General features: G+C 69.1%; 16 protein-coding genes. 10 read left to right on the forward strand and 6 right to left on the reverse strand.

Going from position 1 to position 19,667, the window contains the following annotated elements:
• Positions 1 to 1,178 precede the first annotated feature (1,178 nt).
• The 4 genes from DSD19_RS18785 (at position 1,179) to DSD19_RS18800 (ending at position 5,381) form a co-directional block, all read left to right on the forward strand.
• Complete coding sequence (locus tag DSD19_RS18785) at positions 1,179 to 1,955, forward strand: FadR/GntR family transcriptional regulator (RefSeq protein WP_113670718.1); 777 nt, start codon at positions 1,179 to 1,181, stop codon at positions 1,953 to 1,955.
• A 124-nt stretch (positions 1,956 to 2,079) separates the two neighbouring features.
• Positions 2,080 to 3,291: a sugar ABC transporter substrate-binding protein gene (locus tag DSD19_RS18790; protein WP_243628115.1), complete on the forward strand. Its 1,212-nt coding sequence runs from the start codon at positions 2,080 to 2,082 to the stop codon at positions 3,289 to 3,291.
• A 218-nt stretch (positions 3,292 to 3,509) separates the two neighbouring features.
• Entirely contained in the window at positions 3,510 to 4,463 is a 954-nt protein-coding gene (locus DSD19_RS18795; protein ID WP_113670806.1) for an ABC transporter permease, read from the forward strand.
• A 6-nt stretch (positions 4,464 to 4,469) separates the two neighbouring features.
• On the forward strand, positions 4,470 to 5,381 hold the full coding sequence (locus tag DSD19_RS18800) for an SMP-30/gluconolactonase/LRE family protein (protein ID WP_113670720.1): 912 nt from the start codon (positions 4,470 to 4,472) through the stop codon (positions 5,379 to 5,381).
• Positions 5,382 to 5,393: 12 nt separating this feature from the next.
• On the opposite strand, the gene DSD19_RS18805 is transcribed toward DSD19_RS18800, so the two are convergent.
• Positions 5,394 to 8,123, reverse strand: coding sequence for a DUF2339 domain-containing protein (locus tag DSD19_RS18805; protein ID WP_165828187.1), 2,730 nt, complete (start codon positions 8,121 to 8,123; stop codon positions 5,394 to 5,396).
• Positions 8,124 to 8,276: 153 nt separating this feature from the next.
• Here DSD19_RS18805 and DSD19_RS18810 point away from each other — a divergent pair, with 153 nt between their 5' ends.
• The gene (locus tag DSD19_RS18810) at positions 8,277 to 10,664 is read left to right on the forward strand and encodes a Tex family protein (protein WP_113670807.1); all 2,388 of its coding nucleotides are present in this window, start codon (positions 8,277 to 8,279) and stop codon (positions 10,662 to 10,664) included.
• A 213-nt stretch (positions 10,665 to 10,877) separates the two neighbouring features.
• Positions 10,878 to 11,975 (forward strand): hypothetical protein, encoded by a 1,098-nt coding sequence (locus DSD19_RS18815; RefSeq protein ID WP_133260474.1) that lies wholly within the window; start codon positions 10,878 to 10,880, stop codon positions 11,973 to 11,975.
• 45 nt (positions 11,976 to 12,020) lie between these two features.
• Here DSD19_RS18815 and DSD19_RS18820 read toward each other — a convergent pair whose 3' ends face one another.
• Positions 12,021 to 12,398 (reverse strand): hypothetical protein, encoded by a 378-nt coding sequence (locus DSD19_RS18820; RefSeq protein WP_081382186.1) that lies wholly within the window; start codon positions 12,396 to 12,398, stop codon positions 12,021 to 12,023.
• Between the two features lie 276 nt (positions 12,399 to 12,674).
• Positions 12,675 to 12,875 carry a CsbD family protein gene (locus DSD19_RS18825; protein ID WP_113670723.1) on the reverse strand — a complete coding sequence of 67 codons (201 nt, stop codon included), beginning with the start codon at positions 12,873 to 12,875 and terminating at the stop codon, positions 12,675 to 12,677.
• A 164-nt stretch (positions 12,876 to 13,039) separates the two neighbouring features.
• On the opposite strand from DSD19_RS18825, the gene DSD19_RS18830 reads away from it, so the two are divergent.
• Positions 13,040 to 14,107 carry an AI-2E family transporter gene (locus tag DSD19_RS18830; protein ID WP_113670724.1) on the forward strand — a complete coding sequence of 356 codons (1,068 nt, stop codon included), beginning with the start codon at positions 13,040 to 13,042 and terminating at the stop codon, positions 14,105 to 14,107.
• Positions 14,108 to 14,250: 143 nt separating this feature from the next.
• On the opposite strand, the gene DSD19_RS18835 is transcribed toward DSD19_RS18830, so the two are convergent.
• Entirely contained in the window at positions 14,251 to 15,846 is a 1,596-nt protein-coding gene (locus DSD19_RS18835) for a phospholipase D-like domain-containing protein (protein ID WP_113670725.1), read from the reverse strand.
• A 31-nt stretch (positions 15,847 to 15,877) separates the two neighbouring features.
• On the reverse strand, positions 15,878 to 16,063 hold the full coding sequence (locus DSD19_RS18840; RefSeq protein WP_075786729.1) for a PLDc N-terminal domain-containing protein: 186 nt from the start codon (positions 16,061 to 16,063) through the stop codon (positions 15,878 to 15,880).
• A 360-nt stretch (positions 16,064 to 16,423) separates the two neighbouring features.
• Between DSD19_RS18840 and DSD19_RS18845 the strand changes: the two genes are divergently transcribed.
• The 3 genes from DSD19_RS18845 to DSD19_RS18855 all read left to right on the forward strand — a co-directional run bounded on the left by DSD19_RS18845 (position 16,424) and on the right by DSD19_RS18855 (position 18,967).
• A complete protein-coding gene (locus DSD19_RS18845) occupies positions 16,424 to 17,236 on the forward strand; it encodes a PRC-barrel domain-containing protein (protein WP_075786730.1) in 813 nt (270 codons plus the stop codon).
• Positions 17,237 to 17,404: 168 nt separating this feature from the next.
• The gene (locus tag DSD19_RS18850; protein WP_113670726.1) at positions 17,405 to 17,947 is read left to right on the forward strand and encodes a hypothetical protein; all 543 of its coding nucleotides are present in this window, start codon (positions 17,405 to 17,407) and stop codon (positions 17,945 to 17,947) included.
• Between the two features lie 99 nt (positions 17,948 to 18,046).
• Positions 18,047 to 18,967 carry a DMT family transporter gene (locus tag DSD19_RS18855; RefSeq protein WP_113670727.1) on the forward strand — a complete coding sequence of 307 codons (921 nt, stop codon included), beginning with the start codon at positions 18,047 to 18,049 and terminating at the stop codon, positions 18,965 to 18,967.
• Here DSD19_RS18855 and DSD19_RS18860 read toward each other — a convergent pair.
• Entirely contained in the window at positions 18,933 to 19,616 is a 684-nt protein-coding gene (locus tag DSD19_RS18860) for a thiamine diphosphokinase (RefSeq protein ID WP_113670728.1), read from the reverse strand. The two genes, DSD19_RS18855 and DSD19_RS18860, sit on opposite strands and share 35 nt — an antisense overlap.
• Positions 19,617 to 19,667: the final 51 nt, after the last annotated feature.

Raw genomic sequence — 19,667 nt, forward strand, 5'->3', positions numbered from 1 at the left:
CTCTGCGCCCCGTTCCCGGCACATGTGCCCGAATGCTGCGCAGGCCCAGGCGGCAGCTCGGCCACGTAAAGACCCGCGATCGGGGACCGGCCAAAAAACCGCGCTCAGCTCTTCACGCTGTTCGCGCCTGGCAACCTGTTCCTGGTCCGACGACGGCGGATGCCGTGGGGACGAGTCCGTCCGAATTCTGCAAAACCGCCAACACGGCGGGCCAAGACATCGCGAAAGGGTCCGTGAAAGTCCCGAGCCAAGGTCCCCGCAGCGATCAGACCGCCATCTCGGCGCAGCCGAACCCGTAGATCAGACGCTCCTATGGCATGGACGGTCGAACGTGCAATTTCCCTCAGGAATTATATTCCTGTTTTCTGCAACCAAAAGCAGTAAAGGCATATCCTTGCTGTAAATTCGCGCCATTCACGACATCGAGCGAACGACTGCCGCAACTCATCGCGAAATTCTCTTGCGAGAAGCGGCTCAATTCCGGCGCCCGCAGTCGAAGGGTGTCGTCCCGGGGAGCGAGAACCGGCTGCCCTGTCCGAAGCCTCTCGCCTCTCCGGCGCCCGCCAAAAATCAAAATGCTGACCCTGGAAATGTGTCTCCACGTGCATTTATCGATTCTCTCGAATGGCAATATCCGATCAGGAGCGCGACACTTGGGGTCCACCGATGCGCCGGCACGCGCGACCGTCAGGTCACTGTCCGGCTGCGCGCGGCCCGGCCAGAATTTTTCTCGCCCCGACACATTCGCCAGCAGTCCGAAAGAGGGACGGCAAGCCAAGCGCCCCGCCCACAACAAAAGATGCCGGTCCTCAAACGCTGCGGCCCCACGCTCTCTGCCATGCCGTCCCAGGCTATTCTTCTTCGGGCCCCTCGCAGCTCGGCTCCGCTGTCGGCCCGATCGGCGCCCGCCCCTCGCGCAGAGAAGGCCGCCGTCATCGCGATGATCGCGGAACTTGTCGCGGAATTACCCGAAATTCTTCAAAATGCCCTGCCCCCCCTTGGCTGAAAATCGTGAAATTCTCGCCATCCTGCACTTTCTTTATTTCCCCTGCACTTGTTCCCAAATTTGCCTTCGATCGAACCGAATGTGTTTTATCCAACCAACATCTCATTGACAGGTGTTTCTCCCGCCCCCTAGGTTCAATTCCACAATTTCATTCCGAAACAAGGAGCGGCTCATGCGCGAAGAGGACGGTCCGCCGCCAGGGGTGGAGGGAAATACCGGCCTCTCGGCAAAGCCGGGCACATCCACCGGCGCTGCGGCGCCCAGATCCGTCGGCGCCCCCTCGGGGCTGTCGGCCGTCGAGGATCTGGCCGAAAAGCTGCGCGCTCTGATCGCGTCGGAGGGCCTCAGGGTGGGCGACAGCCTGCCGACCGAGCGCGAACTTTGCGACCGGTTCCGGGCCAGCCGCAACACCGTGCGCGAGGCGATGCGCATTCTCAAGGCCTATGGCATCGTCACCGTCCGCCCCAAGGTCGGGGCCACCATCGTCGACGACCGCATGGAACGCGCGCTGGAGCTTTTTTCCTTCAACACGCTCGAGGTCTCGCGCAAGACCTTTTCCGACATCCAGGGCTTTCGCGGTCTGCTCGAGATCGCCAGCGTCGATCTGATCTTCGACCGTGTCGCCCGCGCCGACATTGCCGAGCTGCGGGAAATCAACGAACGGCTGCGCGGGGCCGCCAGTTGCGACGAGGCCGCCGAGATCGACTTTCGCCTGCACACGCGGCTGATCGCGGTGATGGGCAACAAGGCGATCCTCGACGTCTACAAGATCATGAAGCCGGTGATCCTGCGGATCATGGCGACCGGAAAGACCAAGCAGATATACGCCACCGAGACGCTTGGCGAACATGCCACCATCCTCGACGCGCTGGAGGCCCGCGACCGGCTCGCCTACCAGTACCGCATGCGCGCGCATCTGCAGGCGGGGGGAGGAAATTTCGACCCCTGAGCGGGTTCTGCCGGGCCCCGATAGGCGCGGCGCAGAACGCGACCGGCGGCCCAATGGGGGGCCCAATGGGGGCGCCGGGCGGAACGACCGGACGGGCCGGACGGGACTTGGACCAGAACCGCCCGTGACCGACACCGGAACGAGGCGGCCCGGCAACAACGGCAAGAAGGCGCGCGAAAGAGCTCCGAGGGAGGACGACATAAAGGCTGTTCGCCCGATCGCCCCCGCGCTGGCGGGGGGCGTTCTGTCATCGGGTCTGGCTCTGGCCGGTCCGCAAGGCGTACCCGGACCGGGCGCGGACCCGGACTGTCTTGCGTCCCGGAGCGCGGGCACCGGCTATCTGCAATGGCCCCCGCGCGAGGGACCCTGCCGGATCGCCATCGTCAACGGCTTTGTCGGCAATGGCTGGCGCATCCAGATGATCAAGACCGCCAATGCCTTCGCCCAAGCCCCCTCGATCCGCGACCGGATCGCCGAATTCAAGGTGGTCTCGACCGGCACCGACGCCGCCGTGCAGCTGGGCGCGATCGAGGACGTCATCAATCAGGGCTATGACGCCATCGTCACCATCGCGGTGGCGCCCGACGGCTTTGACCGGGTGATCCGGCTGGCGGACCGCAACGACGTGGTGCTGGTGCCCTTCGAGAATGTGCTCGACACCGACAGGGTGATGCAGGTCAACGAGGACCAGCTGGCGATGGGCCGGACCTGGGCAGGCTTCGTGCTGGATCAGCTGAAGGCCGAGGGCAAGACCTCGGGCCGCATCCTCGAGATGCGCGGGCTGCCCGGCAACTCGGTCGACCGCGACCGCTCGCCGGGCATCGGCCAGCTGCTCGACGAGCCGGGCGGCGGCGGGCAGCGGGTCTCGGCGGTGGGCAACCGGGATGACGGCGCGGCGCAGAAGGTGGTGGCCGACGCCATCGCGGTGCATGGCCATTTCGACGCCATCCTCGCCCAGGGCGGCACCACCGGCGTGGTGCAGGCGTTGCTCGCTTCCGGCCATCCGATGGTGCCGGTGGCGGGCGAATCCGAAAACGGCTTTCGCAAGCTCGTCGCGCAGCATGCCGACGAGGGCCTGAGGGGCATCTCGATCGGCCAGTCGCCGGGTCTGGTGGCCATCGCGATGAAGGCCGCGATTTCGGCGCTCGAGGGCAATCCGGTGCCGCAACTGATTTCGGTGCCGCTGCCCGTGGCGACCTACGACCAGTTGCAGGATGGCGTGAACCACTGGAAAGATCTGCCCGACACCTTCTTCACCGTGAACGAGTGTCCGCCCTGCGGGGTGAATATCACCGGGCCTGCGATCGTGGCACAAAGCGAGGCCGACACCAACTGACCGTCTACGGGTCCTCTGCCGCCTCAGGGAAGGACGGCAGAGGACCTGCCCCTGCCCCGCCGCGTCGGAGTTTCCGCCTCATGCCCCCCCCACAGACCCCATGATCCGGCTGTCCCGCGTCTCGAAGGCCTTTGCCGGGACGCAGGCGCTGGAGGCGGTCGATTTCGCCTGCGAGGCGGGGCCGATCCATGCCCTCTCGGCGAGAACGGGGCATGGCAATGGCGTTATCCCAGCTTTCCCCCGAGACCCGGCCGGTGCTGATCGCCTCGGGCTTCGTGCCGGCGATCCTGGTGCTCGGTTGGGCCTGCACGCTGGCCACGGCGGGCACCGCGCCCTTGCCGATGCCGGGCTATCTGCTGCAGAAATTGCAGGCCGGTGCCTTTCTGGGGATCGTGGCAACAGGGATGATGATGGTGATCCTGCCGGGCCATATCGACCTGCCGGTGCCCTGGACAATGACCGCCGCGACGATGGTCGCAACCGCGGTCGGCGGCCCCAGGGCGATCCCGGCCGGGCTGGCGGTCGGGCTGGCCGCGGGGCCTTTCAACGGGCTCGGCGTCTCGGTGCTGCGGATCCCCTCGATGATCTTCGCGCTTGGCGTCGATTCCGTGCTGCGCGGGCTGATGGTGGCCCAGACCGGGGGCTTGGCGCCCCAGGACCGCGCCACCGACACGATGCGCCTGCTGGCCGCCGGAAAGCGCGCGGGCGTTCCGGCCGCGAGCTTCGTCTGGCTGGCGGTCTGGGTCGGGATCGCCGTCCTGCTGCGCCGCACCGCCTTCGGCCGCGAGATCCATGCCACCGGCACCTGCGAGGCCGCGGCCTATCTGGCGGGCATCCGCAGCCGCCGGGTGATCGTCGGCGCCTTCGCCGCGTCGGGGCTTTGCGCGGCGCTCGCAGGCGTGTTGCTGGCGGGCTGTTCGGCCAAGGCCTGTCAGGGCATCGGCACGCCGTTCCTGCCGCCCGCCATCGCCGCGGTCGTGATCGGCGGCACCCGCTTTCTGGGCGGTCAGGGCCGCTATGCCGGCACCTTCGCCGGAGTGGTGCTGATCGTGCTTCTCAATTCCGTGCTGTCGATCATGCAGATGCCCGAAGCCGGGCGGCAGGTGATCCATGGCAGCGTCATCCTGTGCCTGCTGCTGGTCCATGGCCGCAGCGCGCAATCCCCCTCGTGAGGCCCCATGACCGACACCGCCCCGCTTTACGACATCCGCGACGGCCGCTTTGCCCGGCTCATCCATCCCCATGCCCGGCTCGACCGGCTCTGGACCGGCGGGCGCTGGTGCGAGGGGCCTGCCTGGTTTCCGGCCGGGAAATACGCGATCTGGTCCGACATCCCCAATGACCGCGTGATGCGCTGGGACGCGACCGACGGATCGGTTTCGGTTTTCGAATGCCCCGCGCAGAACCAGAACGGCCACGCGGTGGACCGCGAGGGACGCCTGATCCGCTGCGAACATCGCGGCCGCGCCGTGACCCGGATCGAGCCCGACGGGACGCGGACCGTACTGGCCGACCGGTATCGCGGCCAGCGTTTGAATTCGCCCAATGACGTGACCGTGCATGCAGATGGGTCGGTCTGGTTCTCGGACCCGACCTACGGCATCGACAGCGACTATGAGGGCGTCGCGGCCGAAAGCGAGATCGGCGCCCAGAACGTCTACCGGATCGGCCCCGACGGCGCGCTCGAGGCTGTCATCGAGGATCTGCGGCAACCGAACGGGCTGGCCTTTTCGCCGGATGGCAGCGTGCTTTACGTGTCGGATACCGGCATCACCCATGACCCCGCCTGCCCGCCCGAGATCCACGCCTATCCGGTCCTGGCCGATGGCACCGGGGTCGGCGAGGGCGTGCCCTTCTGCCGCTGCGAAACCGGCGTCTTCGACGGCTTCCGGCTGGACCGGGCGGGAAACCTCTGGAGCTCGGCCGGGGACGGGGTGCATTGCTTCGCCCCCGACGGCACGATGCTGGGCCGGATCGCGGTGCCCGAGACGGTGGCCAATCTGTGCTTCATCGGCCCCGCCCGGAACCGTCTGCTGATCTGCGCCACCAGCTCGGTCTATGCGATCTACGTCAACGCGACCGGGCTTTGAGCCGGTCCGGCCTCAGCCCTTCTCCCAGATCCGGCTGACCGCGCGGTCGAGCCAGGCCAGCCCCGCCAGCGCCAGGCCCAGCCCGACGAAGGACGCGACCCGCACCAGTCCGGACAGCCCCGACATGTCGATCAGGAACACCTTGGCCACGGTCAGCCCGACCCCCGCCATGGCCAGCCGCCGCAGCATGTGCGAGCGCATCAGGACGGCCGCGACCAGCCCCAGACCCGAGGCCAGCAGCAAGGCCAGCGTATAGCTGTAAAGCTCGCCATCGCTGGGCCCCGGCAGCGACAACTCCGGCCCGCGCCAGAGCCGCCGGATTTCAAGCCAGCCCCAGAGGCCCAGCGCCCCCGCGGACAGCCCCGCCAGACCCGGCCGCAACAGCCGCGCGCCAGGCCGCCCCGGCTCGCCCAGCCAGCGCGCCCCCGCCGCCAGCACCAAGGCCAGCGGCCAGAGCGCCAGCGCGAGACTGTCGAACACCGGCGGCCCGGCGACGCGGCGACTGGCAAGGCCGGGGTCGAGAAGCTGTGCCAGATCGCTCAGCAGCAAGATGGACGCCGTCAGCGCCGAGAGGCTCAGGAGCGCCGCGAAGAGGATCCTCAGCGGGCGCAGCAGGCCCGGATCGTGCGGCAGCCGCCAGATCTGCGCCAGAACCGCCAGCGTCCAGACCGTGGCGGTCAGGCCCATGGCCCAATGGGTCTCGAACCCCTCGGGTCCGGCCCAGCGCCGCAGCATCACGGTGGCGGCGATGGCCGCCGTCGTCACCAGCGCGGAGTCGGCCAGCGCCCGCACCGCACCCCGGTCGGGCCGCGCCAGCACCCGCATCGCGGCAAAGGCGGCAAGCGGCCCCAGATGGGCCAGTGCCGCATCGAGCGGCCCCGCGACGTCGATGGCCCAGTCGACGCCCGGGTCGAACACCAGCCGGTAGCCGATCACCGCCGCCCCCAGCTGTGCAAGCCAGCCCAGAGGCCGCATCGGATGCCGCCGGTCGATGGCGACCGCTGCAACCGCCATTGCCGACAGCGCCAGGGTCAACGCCGTCTTGGTCAGCAGCAGGAACAGCGCCAGCCCGATCAGGATCAGCGCCGAGGCCGCGAAAAGCCCGGTCTCGAAGGCCCGGCCCTCGCCCCCCAGCGCCGAGCGCCGCTCGGCCAGCAGCACCATCAGCGCCGCCCCGGCCATCACCGCCAGCGCCCAGGGGTAGGCGCCCGTCACCTCGGCGGGCGCCCAGAAGACCTCGAGGATCAGCAGCGTCGCCGGAAGCAGCACTGCCGCCCCCAGCGCCCAGAACCCGCGATGGTTTGGGCCGTCGGGCTCGGCCTGGCGGAGCCGCTGGAAGGCGATGACCGACAGGGCCGCGCCACCTGCCGCCAGCCACCAGACGGTCGTGGGCGCCGGGCTTTCGGGCATCCGGTCGATCCCGGCGCGAAAGGCGCGGTAAAGCGGGCCGTCGCCCGCCGCATGCAGCCCAAGCGCCAGAAGCGCCGCGCCCCCTGGCAGGATCGCCAGATCCTCGAAGGCGGGCGCCCGGGCCAGCCCCAGCACCGCCCCCGCGAAGAGCACCAGAAGCAGCGCAAAGCCGATGGCGGCCTCGGTCGGGCGCAGGGCATCCAGCACCAGCCAAAGCCCCGCCCCGCTGGCCAGCGCCAGTCCGGCCGCCCCCAGCCAGGTCGGAAAGGCGGGCCGCGCGCCGCCAAGGCCCTCGGTCACGGTCGGGCCATCGGCGCCGGGCCGCAGGCTGCGGGCCGGGATCAGCACCGCGCCCGCCGCCAGTGCCAGCGCCGCCAGCGCCAGCCCGCGTGCGTCGGGCGCATGGAACCACAAGAGCCCCAGCGCCCCTGCAGGCAGCGCCAGCGCCAGCCCCGACACCCAGGCCCAGCGCCGGAACGTGTCGATGCCCAGCCCGGCAAGCCCCACCATCGCGAAATAGGGGTAAAGCAGAACCGCCTTGTCCGAGGACCCGCCGACGAAAAAGGGCGCAGCCGTGGCGCCCAGAAGGCCGATGGCCGACAGCACCGGACCGTAAAGCCAGCCCAGCAGCATCGCCACCACCGAGACCACGGCCATGCCCGCGAGCGCCGGAACCGATCCGATCAGCCCGTAAAGCGCATGGGCCGACAGGATCGCGATGAAGAGAACGACCGTGCCCGCGCCCGAGAAGGTCGAGGGCAGATGCCGCAGGTTCGGCGCCGCGGTGTCGCCATGGCGCCGCCGGATCGCCTCGCCGCCCGCGATCAGCGCGGCCCCCAACACCAGCGCCCCCAGCACCCGGAGCGGCGGGGTCAGCAGACCCTGCTCGACCCCGTATTGCACCATGAAGAGCCCGCCGAGGATCAGCGACAGCGCGGCCAGCGCCAGCGTCCAGTTTTCCCGCAGCCAGCCCGCCAGGCGGTCGGCCAATGTGGGCCCCTGCGGTTCGGGCGGCGCCGCCTGCGGCGGGGCCGAGACCGGCGAGGCCTGCTCGTCGTGCCGGGCCACGGGCGCCGTCAACGGCGCAGGACCGGGGTCGGGCTCGGGCGAAAGGGCCGCAGAGCGCTCGGTCTGCTCCGGCGGGGTCTGCTGCGGCGCATCCTGCCGCAGCGCCGCGACCTCCCGGACCAGTATCTCGACCTCCTTGACCAGTTGCTCCAGTCGGGTCCGCAGATCGGCATTCTCCGTGCGCAGCCCGAGATAGGCAATTATCAAAGCCGGCAGCCCGACCAGCACGAGAAGGCCGTAGATGCCCCCGAACACGATCAACATGATTTCCAAGATGCTCTTCCCTTCGCCGTCCGGGTCGCAGTCTCGCGATCGGCATCGTCCTGCGCAAGGCCCCGAACCGGCGGGATTCCGCCGCTTGGCTGCGGACGCCCGACAGGCTAGGGTGTCGCCCCCTGACCCAGACTTCGGACCGCCATGACCGCCGATCTTGCCCCCCGCATCGCCCGCACCATCGCCACCGAAATCGGCGCCCAGCCGCATCAGGTCGCCGCCGCGGTCGAGCTGCTTGACGGCGGCGCGACCGTTCCCTTCGTCGCCCGCTACCGGAAAGAGGCGACCGGCGGGCTCGACGACACCCAGCTGCGCGATCTGGCCGAACGGCTGACCTATCTGCGCGAGCTCGAGGCGCGGCGGGCGACGATCCTCGAGTCGGTGCGCGAGCAGGGCAAGCTGACTGAGGCGCTCGAGGCCGAGATCCGGAAGGCCGAGACCAAGGCGGTGCTGGAAGACCTGTACCTGCCCTACAAGCCCAAGCGCCGGACCCGCGCGATGATCGCCCGCGAAAACGGGCTCGGCCCGCTGACCGAGGCGATCCTTGGCGACCGCGCCGCCGCCCCCGAGGCGCTGGCCGAGGGCTATCTTTCCGAGGCCGTGCCCGACGTGAAGGCGGCGCTGGCGGGGGCGCGCGACATCCTTGCCGAGGGGCTTTCGGAGAATGCCGACCTGATCGGGCGGCTGCGCAGCTTCCTGCAGGACAGCGCGCTGGTGACGGCGAAGGTGGTCGAGGGGCAGGAACAGGCGGGGGCCAAGTTTTCGGACTATTTCGACCATCGCGAGCCCTGGGCCACGATGCCGAGCCACCGGGCGCTGGCGATCATGCGCGGCTCGAAAGAGGGCGTGCTGACGGTCGATATCGGCCCCGAGCCCGAAGAGGGGCTGCCCCGGGTGCAGGCCATGGTGGCGGGCGCGCTCGATGTGCGGGGCGAGGGCCCCGGCGACCGCTGGCTGCGCGACGCGGCGGGCTGGACCTGGCGCACCAAGCTGAGCCTGTCGATGATGCTGGACCTGATGGGCGATCTCAGGACCCGCGCCCAGGACGAGGCGATCCGGGTCTTTGCCCGAAATCTCAAGGACCTGCTGCTGGCAGCACCTGCCGGGGCCAAGGTCACGATGGGGATCGACCCCGGCATCCGCACGGGCTGCAAGGTGGCGGTCGTCGATGCGACCGGCAAGCTGCTGGACACCGCCACGATCTATCCCTTCCAGCCGAAGAACGACCTTCGGGGCGCACAGGCGACGCTGGCCACGCTGATCCGCAAGCATGGGGTCGATCTGATCGCCATCGGCAACGGCACCGCGAGCCGCGAAAGCGAACGGATGGTGGCCGAGCTGCTGGGCGACCTGCCCGCGCCGAAACCGAAGAAGGTGATTGTCAGCGAGGCGGGCGCCTCGGTCTATTCGGCCTCGGAACTGGCGGCGAAGGAATTTCCCGGGCTCGACGTGTCGCTGCGGGGGGCCGTCTCGATCGCGCGGCGGCTGCAGGACCCGCTGGCGGAACTGGTCAAGATCGAACCCAAGGCCATCGGCGTCGGCCAGTACCAGCACGATGTCGACCAGCACCGGCTGGCCCGCGCGCTGGACGGTGTGGTCGAGGATGCGGTGAACGCGGTCGGCGTCGATCTGAACATGGCCTCGGCCTCGCTGCTGGCGCGGGTCTCGGGGCTCGGGGGCTCTCTGGCAGAGGCCATCGTCGCCCATCGCGACGCGAACGGCGCGTTCTCGAAACGCAAGGACCTGCTGAAGGTCGCGCGTCTCGGGCCCCGCGCCTTCGAGCAATGCGCGGGCTTCCTCAGGATCACCGGCGGCGACGAGCCGCTTGACGCCTCGGCCGTCCACCCCGAGGCCTATGACGTCGCGCGCCGGATCGTGACCGCCTGCGGGCGCGATCTGCGCGCGGTGATGGGCGACGAGGCCCGGCTGGGTACGCTTGACCCGATGGCGTTCGTCGACGACCGGTTCGGCCTGCCGACCGTCAAGGACATCCTGTCGGAACTGGCCAAGCCCGGGCGCGACCCGCGGCCCGAATTCGTGACGGCAAGCTTTGCCGACGGCATCGAGGAGATCACCGACCTGCGCCCCGGCATGCTGCTGGAAGGCACGGTGACCAACGTCGCGGCCTTCGGGGCCTTCGTCGATATCGGCGTGCATCAGGACGGGCTCGTCCATGTCTCGCAACTGGCCGACCGTTTCGTGAAGGACCCGCATGAGGTCGTGAAGGCGGGCGATGTGGTGAAGGTCCGGGTGGTCGAGGTCGACGTGCCCCGCAAGCGGATCGGGCTGTCAATGCGCAAGGAGGGCGGGGCCGAGGCCCCCCCCCGCGACGGCGCGCGCGGTTCGGCGGGCAAGGGGCCGGGACGCGGCGCGGGTCCGAAAGGCCCAGGCAAGGGAGCTGGCAAGGGATCTGGCAAAGGCCCCGGGAACGGTCCGTCGCGGCACGCCTCGGGGCCCGCCGGCGGCAAGGCCCGGGACGACGCGCCCGGCGCCCTTGGCGCGGCGCTGCTGGACGCGATGAAGCGCCGCTAGGCCTCCGCCCCGGACCCGGCGGGGAAGGCGAGCGGATCGCCGTCTTCTTGCGCCGGATCGCCCCCGTCGGCGCGCCGCGCCTCCCTTGGGACATGCGCCCGCGCCAAAGCTACGGCGGGCGGGTGGGCGCCCAGCCGCCCGCCGCGACGCCGGTTCGATTGACGCGGCAGGGCCGATCTGCCATGCCGCCAGCGCTTGGGCTGCGAGGGCAAGATGCAAGACAAACCGCTCGAATCCGTCGAACTCGACCTGTTGGCGATCATCCGCCAGATCCATGCCGAAGAAGGCCCCTTCGGGCGCGACCTGCTGCTGGTGCGGGCGCGCGGGCGGGGGCTGGAAGTCTCGCGCCCGCTGGGACGGCTGAAGGCGCTGGGGCTGGTGGAAGAGATCCAGCGCAAGCCCTTCCTTCTGCGCCGGATCTTCGGTGCGATGCCCGTCGCCCTGCTGCGCCCGACCGCTGCCGGTCTGGCCCTGGGCGAAACCGCCGCCGAGGACAGCCCCGCCGAAGGCGCCGCCGAAACTCCGGCCAAACCGCCGGTGACCGCTCCGGCCAGGACCGCTGCCGCCAAAGCCCCCACCAGCAAGCCCGCCCCCCCCGAGGCCAAGGCCGCCGCGCCCGAGGCCCGGGCTGAACCCGCGCCGCAACCGGCCAACGTCCAGCAACCGGCCGATCCGGCCCCTGTTTCGGCCCCCGCGCCTCAGATCGCGCCCCCCGAGCAGCCGACCACTGTTGTCGCCGCTCCGGCTCCGGCTCCTGCTCCGGCGGCCGACGACCTGCCCTTGCCGATGCCCCGCCGCGCCGCGCCGCGCAACCTGCGCGGCTATACCGAAGAGCTGGGCGGCAGTCCCGCTCCGGTGAAGACGGTGCCGCTGCGCCACAATGCCGACCCGGCCCTCATGGAGAACCTGCGCGAGGCGCTGGCGGTGATCGGGATCGAGATGACCTTTGCCGGCGAGGCCCTGATCGCCGACCGGATGGAGCACGGCGCCTCGATTGGCGAGGCGCTGTCGCAGGTCGTGCTTTTTGCCTTTGCCCATGCCGTGGCCGAGGATGCTCGCGAGGGCGGCCAGCTTCAGGCGATGGGCCTGACCGACTACGCGGTCGACGTGATCGCCGAGTTCGAACGGCTGCGCGACGCGGGCGAGATTTCCGGGGATCGGCTGGAAGAGGACATGCGCCGCCTCTGGACGCTGGTCGGCGACAGCCCCGAGCGGCTGAGCCTGGCCCAGGAGTTGCTGGCCGACCCCGTGGGCGGGCTGACGCCGCCTGCCCTTCTGCCCGAGGATCTGCGCCCGGCCGAAGACGCCTGAGCTGTCACAAGCGGCGCGCGGCAGAAGCGCCCGCGCCGCCCGGCGTCAGGCCACACTGGTCTCGATCAGCGCGTCATGGACCATGCGTTCGGTGAAGGGCCGCAGCAACAGGCGCCAGCCCTCGCCCATGACCCGCTCGACATCCTCGCCAAGGGTCAGCACCAGTCGGGCTCCGTGCTTGGCGAGATGCGCCGCAAGGCCGCTCGACAGCGCGTCGTCGACCCGCATCTCGAGAAACGCCGCATCGACCGCCCCCACGCCTTCGAGCGCGGGCGTCACCTGCTCGATCGACGAGAAATGCATCACGCGGCACGGCCCGAGCGATTCGATCGCCTGAATGAGATCGGCCGAAATCAGCGCGTCCCTTTCCAGCACCACATAGGTCGGGCAGTACGTCGTAAAAGGCGCAGCCGCGTGCGGCATCGAGGGGCTCCGTTCCTGTAAGAGGGTCCGTGAGCTTCGATCATAGACGGAACGTCGCGGCAAGTGCATTAACAATGCAATTACCGATACCGTTCCCGCGGAAAGACGCCGCCTTCCCTTGGGGAAATTCCGGTAATCGCCGGAAAAACAGGCAGTCCTCGCGACCGCTCCGGCGGCGGGCGGTCCTTGTGGATGGGCACCAGACGAACCTGCGCCACACAGGAACGGGCGCCCCGTCCACGAGGGACAGGGCGCCCGGGTCTTGAAGCGGCCGCGTCAGCTGAACTTCGAGAGGAACTCGTCCACCTCGCGCTCGGCTTCCTGACGGGCCTTGCCGTAGCGTTCCTGGACGAGACCGACCAGCTGTTCGCGGTCGCCTTCGGTGCGCTCCAGTTCGTCATCGGTCAGCGCACCCCAGGCTTCGCGCGCCCGGCCCTTGATCTGTTTCCATTTCCCTTGAATGATATCCGTATTCATCGAATTCCTCCTTTTCGTTCCTGTCTGCCCAATCAACGTCCCAGGGTCGGAAAGGGTTCCGCAAGGACACGCTGATACGCCCCGGCGCGACATATCTTTCGCGGCTCCCTTGCACCGCAGGAACCGCGGCAGGAACCGCGCGCCCGCAGGCGCGTTGACCGGCCATGACAGACCCCACATTCCGCATCGATCCGGCGTCCCGCACAGCCCTCATCATTCTGGCGGCCGTCGCTGGCTTTGCCGCGCTGAAACTGGCCGAAGACATCTTCGCCCCGCTCTGTCTGGCGCTGGTTGCGGGGATCATCCTGTCGCCACTGGCGGATTCGCTCGAACGGCGGCTGAAACTGCCGCGCACCCCGGTCGCGGCGGCGCTGCCGATGCTGGGCATCCTCGCGGTCGGGGCACTGGCCTTCGCGCTGGAACCGCTGGTCGGACGGCTGGTCGACCAATGGCCGACGATCCGCTGGGAACTGCGGGGCGTGGTCAACGATTTCCGCGGCTTCGTGCAGAATCTGGGCCAGGTCGGCGACGAGGTCCAGCGCGCGCTGGGCGGCGGCGGCGGGGACGAGACCGCGGCCCCCTCGATCCCGACCCTGACCGACGCGCTGTTCGTGGCGCCCCGGATCGGCGCCCAGATCCTGATCTTCATCGCGGCGCTCTTCTTCTTTCTGCTGACCCGCTCCGAGGTCTATGCCTGGATCGCCAGCTTTGCCGGTCGGCGGCTGGGGCGCGAGGCCATCCTGACCCGGATCCGCACCGCCGAGCGTCTGGTGGCGGTCTATTTCCTGACCATCACACTGATCAATGCCGGGCTCGGCATCGCGCTGGCGGTGGCGTTGGGGGTGCTGGGCATGCCCGGGGCCATCGCCTGGGGCGCGGGGGCCGCGCTTTTGAACTTCGTGCTTTACGTGGGTCCCGCGACGATGGTGGCGGCGCTGTTTCTGGGCGGGCTGATCGTCTTCGACGGCTGGGCGTCGGTCTTGCCGGCCGCGATCTATCTGGTGCTGAACGGGATCGAGTCGCAGGTCGTCACGCCGACCTTCGTCGGCCGCCGGATCGCGGTGAACCCGCTGGCGATCTTCGTCTCTCTGGTCTTCTGGCTGTGGTTCTGGGGACCTCTCGGCGGGGTGATCGCGATCCCGGTTCTGGTGATCGTTCTGGCGATGCTCGACATCTTCGACGAGCCCGAACCGGACATGATGCCCGACCCCGAGCCCTCTGAAACCGTCTGACCCGGCCTCGGCCCTGGATGACCGAGGCGGCCGGATCTGCAGTCTCGCCCCTTGCAGACAGCAAACGGGGCAGGTCCGACCCGCCCCGCTCTCTGCGTCCCCGCAAACCCGGGACAACCGCCACCCGCGCTGCGGATGCCGCGTCAGACCATCTCGGGCGGCACTCCTGGCACCGGCAGACCCAGCTTGCGCGCGGGGTCGGAATCGTAATGCACCAGAAACCCTTCGCGCCGCTCGGGGCGGCGTCGGCTGTTGAGATCGGCCAGCACCCGCCAGTGCTCGAAGGCGGTCGCGGGGTCCAGCGCCTCCGGATCGACCTGACCGTCGGCGTCGCGCGACAGCCAGTGCCCCATGACCCGGGTCCGGATCTGTTCGACATGGGGGGCGGCGGTCAGCTCGATCCCCGCCTCGGTATCCCAGCGCATCGACCGGCCGTTCAGGTTGGCCGAGGACAGGATCGCCGCGCGATCGTCGAAGATCGACACCTTGGAATGCACATAGATGATCGGCGCGTCCTGCAGCGCCTCGCGGCCGTCGGCGTCAACGATCCGGCGCGGCTGCACCGGCGACAACACCAGCACCCGGTCCGGACCGAAGGCGTCGTAGAGAAGGCCCAGGCAGCGGCTTTGCAGATGCTCGCCATAGCGCACGTCGAGCCCGCTGCTGTTCTCGAAGGCCACGTCCTCGGGGGCCGCGGGCAGCACCAGGATGGCGCGCAGCTCGGGGCGCGCCTCGGCCCGGCGGGCGAGCGCCTGAGCGAGCGGCAGATGCCGGAAGAACTGGGTTTCGAGATAGACCAGATGTTCGGCCGCGGCGATGCGCGACAGATGCGCCCGCTCGATCTCGGTCACCACCGGCAACGGCGAAAAGCGGAACGGCGCACGCCGCGCGGGCCGCGACAGCGTGCGCAGGAACCCCGGCGCGGCCGGACCCGGCGGGCGCTGGCCGGCCACGATCGAAAGAAAGCCCTCGAGATGGTCCTCGGCCGCGCTGACAACCGGCCCGCGCACCAGCGCATGGACGTCATGCCAGGTCCGCTCGGGCGCGCGGCGGTGGCGGGGCGTGTCATAGCGCCGCTCGTTCAGATCGAGCCCGCCGACATACAGCAGACGCCCGTCGAACACCGCCATCTTCTGGTGATGGGTGGCCGGGGTCAGATCCGGCACGCCGGGCACCGCCACGATCCGGCCGTCGCGCCGGGTGCGGGTGATCCGGGCAAGCCCCGGGGCTTCTTCCAGAAACCGCGCGCGCGCGTCCTCAGAAAGAGCGTTCAGCTCGGCCAGCACCACGCGCAGCTTGCCATGCGCGCCGGGCCAAAGCACCAGCCGCGCGCCAATCCCGGCCCGCGCGCTGTGCAGGGCGCTGACCACCTCGAGGCTTCCCGCTCGGGCGATCTCGCAAGCGGCAATCAGCTTGCGCCGGGCGTTCCAGCTGAGCCGGTGCAGGTCGGCCGCGCCGATCGGGTCGAAATCGGCCAGTACCAGCCGGACCCGGACCCCGCGCTCGAGCGTATGGACCAGAAGGTCGAACCAGTCCTCTCCCACCGCCCGGGCTTCGGGCGAGCGAAGCCGGGTCGACACATCGAAGATACGGAAACTGGCCGAGATGGTGTGGCGCGCCTCCAGAAAGGCGCGCTCGAGGGCCGGATAGGCCTCGGCCGCGGTCAGAAGAAGCTCAAGCTCCTCGACCGGACCGGTCGCTGCGGCACGCGCCGCACTGCTTTCGGTGAATCCATGCATGGCGTTGGCCGCAGGCTTGTCTGGCCGGACCTCAGCGGATGACGGCGGAGCGCGGCCCCGCGATCAGCCAGATGATGAAGCCGATCAGCGGCAACAGCAGGATCAACAGGATCCAGAGCACCTTGTTGCCGGTCGCGACACCGGAATTCAGGACCGAGACGATGGCCCATATATCGAGAATGAGGACGAGAAGACCGCCGATCCCTGTGACTTCCATGACGGATGTTCCTTTTCTGATGGCCTGGTTCCGAGTGTCGGAAGCGATGTCCCCGGACAACGCCGGGCTCTGCCCTGCGGTTCCCGGACCGGCCCGGACCGGCCCGTACCGGCGGCAGGCCGGTCCCGCCAGGCGGCGCGGTCGCCCGATGCCGAACCGGGAGCCGCCGCGGACGCGCCCCGAATGGCAGATGGACCAGAGTCGGAACGGGCGCGTCGAAACGCACGGAAACCGGGCAGGTTCCTAAGATTTTCTGTCCTTTTTCTGGGCGTTTTCTGAAACCAGCAGGCCCCGACCACGTTGTCTGGCCATGGAAGCGGCGCCGGACCGGCACCGCCACACGAAGAAGGAGGTTCACAGATGAAACGTATTCTTGCGACCACCGCCCTTGCCACTCTCGTCGCCATGCCCGCCCTCGCCCAGAGCCAGGGCGGTCCGATTTCCGCTCCGGATGTCGATGTGGCCGGCCAGTCGATGAGCGCCGACACCCTGATCGGCAAACGCATCTATGTCGACACCGGCACCGATGAGGGCGTGTCGATGACCGACCTGACCGACGCTCCCGACAGCTGGGAGGACGTGGGCGAGATCGGCGACGTCTATATCGACGGCAATGGCTCGGTCGAAGCCGTGATCGCCGATATCGGCGGGTTCCTGGGCGTGGGCGAGCGCGAGGTCGCGCTCGACATGCAGAGCCTGAAATTCGCGCCCGACGCGGATGACGAGGGCGAGTATTTCGTCGTCTTCCAGGGCGATCCGTCGACCCTCGAAGGCAAGGACGCCTATGACCGGGCCGCCATGGACAATGACGGCGACTTCCTCGGCATGCAGACCAAGCAGGCCAAGGCTGAAGACAGCGACATGGGCACCAAAGCCGGCGCGCCGCTCTCGGACAGCGAACGGGCCGAGCTGACCGCCGAGGATCTGCAGGGTCAGCCGGTGATCGGCGCCGATGGCAAGAAGATCGGCGAGATCGGCGAGCTTGTGCTGACCGATGACGGCAAGATCGACCGGGTGATCGTCGATGTCGGCGGCTTCCTGGGCATCGGCGAGAAACAGGTCGAACTGGCCTATGGCGAGCTTGACATCTCGCATGGCGAGGACGGCGATCTGAAAGTCACCACCGTCCAGACCGAAGACACGCTGAAATCGCTGCCCGAGTGGACGGGCTGACCCTTCGCCACGTCAGCAGAACAAGGGGCCGCCATCGCGCGGCCCCTTTTGCCGTGCCGTCTCCTGCGGCACCGACACGGCCCGGCGCGCGTTAGCAAACCGTTCATCTGAGACGGCCATGCTTGCCCCGACCCGCAAGGCCGGGCCGCCTTCGAGGGAGAATCATCGATGAATGTTCAGGGACACAACGCCTTCGCGCAAAGCATTGCGAATTACACGCGCGCCAGCGGCACCGCCGGGGTCCGGTCGTCCGATTTCGCCAAGGCGGCGGAAGAAGCCTCCGGACCCGCCGCCGCAAGCCCGGCAGACGCCCCCCGCGGCCCCGATGCCATCGCCGACATCTTCGCCCGCTACGACATGGCCAACATCTCGCCGCGAGAGATCGACGCCATGGCCAGGGACCTGCGCGATGCGGGCTTCGAGGATCACGATTTCCTGCTTCATCTCGAAATCCATGGCGAGACGTTCCAGTCGCATCTGGTCGACTGTCTGCGCGAGGCCGGAATGGATGTCAGGGACCCGGATTTCACACAACCGATGGACATGTTCTCGACCACGCGCGCGCAGATCAGCTATTCGCGCCTCGCGGGCCAACCGACCGCCTGGCTCGAGAGCTTCCTTGCCAAGCTCGAGACCTATCAGTCGCCCGTGCATGCGGATGCGGCCCGTGGCGCGGTCGCACAAAGCATGGTGCTCGGTCAGGCGAGCTGATCCCGCCCCGTCGGCGAAGCGCCCCTCACCGCCCCGGGCGGTCCGGCAGGCTGGCGAAACCGCTGGACCGGCGCGCCCGGTTCCGGTCAGATCGGCCGCATGACCCAAAGCACCGACCGCATCCTGCCCGGCATCCTTCTGATGATCGGCTTCACCATCACCGCCCCGGTGATGGACAGCTTTGCCAAGCTCGCCTCGGCCGAGATCCCCGTGGGGCAGATCGCCGCCGCGCGGTTCGGTCTGCAGGCCCTTATCCTGGTACCGCTGGCCGTCGCGCTGGGTCAGATCGTTCGGCCCTCGGCGCGCGAGGCGGCGCTGCATCTGGTGCGGGCCGGGCTGATCCTCTGTGCGACGACCGCATTCTTTGCCGCGTTGCAGGCGATGCCGCTGGCCGATGCCATCGCGATCTTCTTTGTCGAGCCCTTCATCCTGACCCTGCTCGGCGCGCTTTTCCTGGGCGAATCCGTGGGCTGGCGCCGGATCGTCGCCTCGGCGGTCGGGTTCTCGGGGGCGATGCTGGTGATCCGGCCAAGCTTTGCGGCCTTCGGCGCGGTGGCGTTGCTGCCGTTGGCCACCGCCTTCTGCTTTGCCGCTTATATGGTGCTGACCCGACAGATCGCGCGGCGGATGCCCACTGTGGCGCTGCAGGCCTGGACAGCGGTCGCGGCCAGTTTCATCGTCCTGCCGGTGCTGGTCCTCTGCGACGGGTCGGGGATCGGACCGCTCGACCCGGTCTGGCCGCGGGGCCCATACTGGGTCTGGTTGGCCGGGGTCGGGATCGCGGCCACCGTCTCGCATCTCCTGATCAGCGGGGCCCTGCGGCTGGCACCGACAGCCGTCATCGCCCCGCTGCAATATCTTGAAATCGTCGCGGCGGCGGCTCTGGGCTATCTGATCTTCGATGACCTGCCCGATATCGAGGCGCTGGCCGGGATCGCCCTCATCATCGGCTCGGGGTTTTACGTCTTCCTGCGCGAACGTCGGCTCAGCCTGACGCGGCCTCCGCCTCCGGCCCCATGAGCGCCGCGACCGCCGCGTCCAGCGCCGCGACCGGCAGGATCACCGCCATGCCCGGCCCTTCCATCCGCAGCCGCACCGGCCCCGAGACCCGGTTCGAGGTGCCGATCCGGCCGCCCGGGGCGAAATCGAGTCCGTCGATGGGCCAGTGCAGACCCCTGCTGGTGCCGCGCACCGGAGCCATCGGAAAGAGCGAGAACCGCGAGCCCGGCGGCAGGTCCAGCGCCAGTTCCGGCGGGCAGTGAAAGCAGAGATCGTCGTCGCCGATCAGCAGGCAGCGCCGGTCGGGGTGGCGCACCAGCGTGTTGACCGCCGCCAGGCCATGGTCGAACCGGTCGCCGAGGAAGCCGAGCCCCAGGATCAGCCGCGCCGCCACATGCCGGAGGCATTTCTCGAAATCCGTGCTGTCCTGCTCTGCCACCGGGTGCTGGCGCTCGGCCGGGATCGCCGCCCGCGCCGCCGCCGAGATAGAGTCGAAATCGCCGATCACCGCCTCGGGCATCCGTCCCGCCGCCAGCGCCGTATCCGCCCCGCCATCGGCCGCGACCAGGGCCGGTGCGATGACCAGCGCCCGACTCAAAAGCGCCGGATCGACCGAGGCGCCGCCAAGAAGCGTGATCTTGTCGGAATGATGGACGAATTGTGTCGGCATTCTGGCAACCTTTGGGAGAGATCGTGTCGGACAGTCCCGAAATGACGAAAA

This window comes from Rhodovulum sp. BSW8, assembly GCF_003314725.1.
In the GTDB taxonomy this organism is placed as follows: domain Bacteria; phylum Pseudomonadota; class Alphaproteobacteria; order Rhodobacterales; family Rhodobacteraceae; genus Rhodovulum; species Rhodovulum visakhapatnamense.

What these genes read in the sequence shown, in the direction of transcription:
- DSD19_RS18815 (WP_133260474.1), top strand. Translation starts at nt 10,878, where the DNA reads ATGCAAGACAAACCGCTCGAATCCGTCGAACTCGACCTGTTGGCGATC.
- DSD19_RS18800 (WP_113670720.1), top strand. Translation starts at nt 4,470, where the DNA reads ATGACCGACACCGCCCCGCTTTACGACATCCGCGACGGCCGCTTTGCC.
- DSD19_RS18820 (WP_081382186.1), bottom strand. Translation starts at nt 12,398, where the DNA reads ATGCCGCACGCGGCTGCGCCTTTTACGACGTACTGCCCGACCTATGTG.
- DSD19_RS18855 (WP_113670727.1), top strand. Translation starts at nt 18,047, where the DNA reads ATGACCCAAAGCACCGACCGCATCCTGCCCGGCATCCTTCTGATGATC.
- DSD19_RS18795 (WP_113670806.1), top strand. Translation starts at nt 3,510, where the DNA reads ATGGCGTTATCCCAGCTTTCCCCCGAGACCCGGCCGGTGCTGATCGCC.
- DSD19_RS18805 (WP_165828187.1), bottom strand. Translation starts at nt 8,123, where the DNA reads ATGTTGATCGTGTTCGGGGGCATCTACGGCCTTCTCGTGCTGGTCGGG.
- DSD19_RS18850 (WP_113670726.1), top strand. Translation starts at nt 17,405, where the DNA reads ATGAATGTTCAGGGACACAACGCCTTCGCGCAAAGCATTGCGAATTAC.
- DSD19_RS18785 (WP_113670718.1), top strand. Translation starts at nt 1,179, where the DNA reads ATGCGCGAAGAGGACGGTCCGCCGCCAGGGGTGGAGGGAAATACCGGC.
- DSD19_RS18825 (WP_113670723.1), bottom strand. Translation starts at nt 12,875, where the DNA reads ATGAATACGGATATCATTCAAGGGAAATGGAAACAGATCAAGGGCCGG.
- DSD19_RS18845 (WP_075786730.1), top strand. Translation starts at nt 16,424, where the DNA reads ATGAAACGTATTCTTGCGACCACCGCCCTTGCCACTCTCGTCGCCATG.
- DSD19_RS18830 (WP_113670724.1), top strand. Translation starts at nt 13,040, where the DNA reads ATGACAGACCCCACATTCCGCATCGATCCGGCGTCCCGCACAGCCCTC.
- DSD19_RS18840 (WP_075786729.1), bottom strand. Translation starts at nt 16,063, where the DNA reads ATGGAAGTCACAGGGATCGGCGGTCTTCTCGTCCTCATTCTCGATATA.
- DSD19_RS18860 (WP_113670728.1), bottom strand. Translation starts at nt 19,616, where the DNA reads ATGCCGACACAATTCGTCCATCATTCCGACAAGATCACGCTTCTTGGC.
- DSD19_RS18810 (WP_113670807.1), top strand. Translation starts at nt 8,277, where the DNA reads ATGACCGCCGATCTTGCCCCCCGCATCGCCCGCACCATCGCCACCGAA.
- DSD19_RS18835 (WP_113670725.1), bottom strand. Translation starts at nt 15,846, where the DNA reads ATGCATGGATTCACCGAAAGCAGTGCGGCGCGTGCCGCAGCGACCGGT.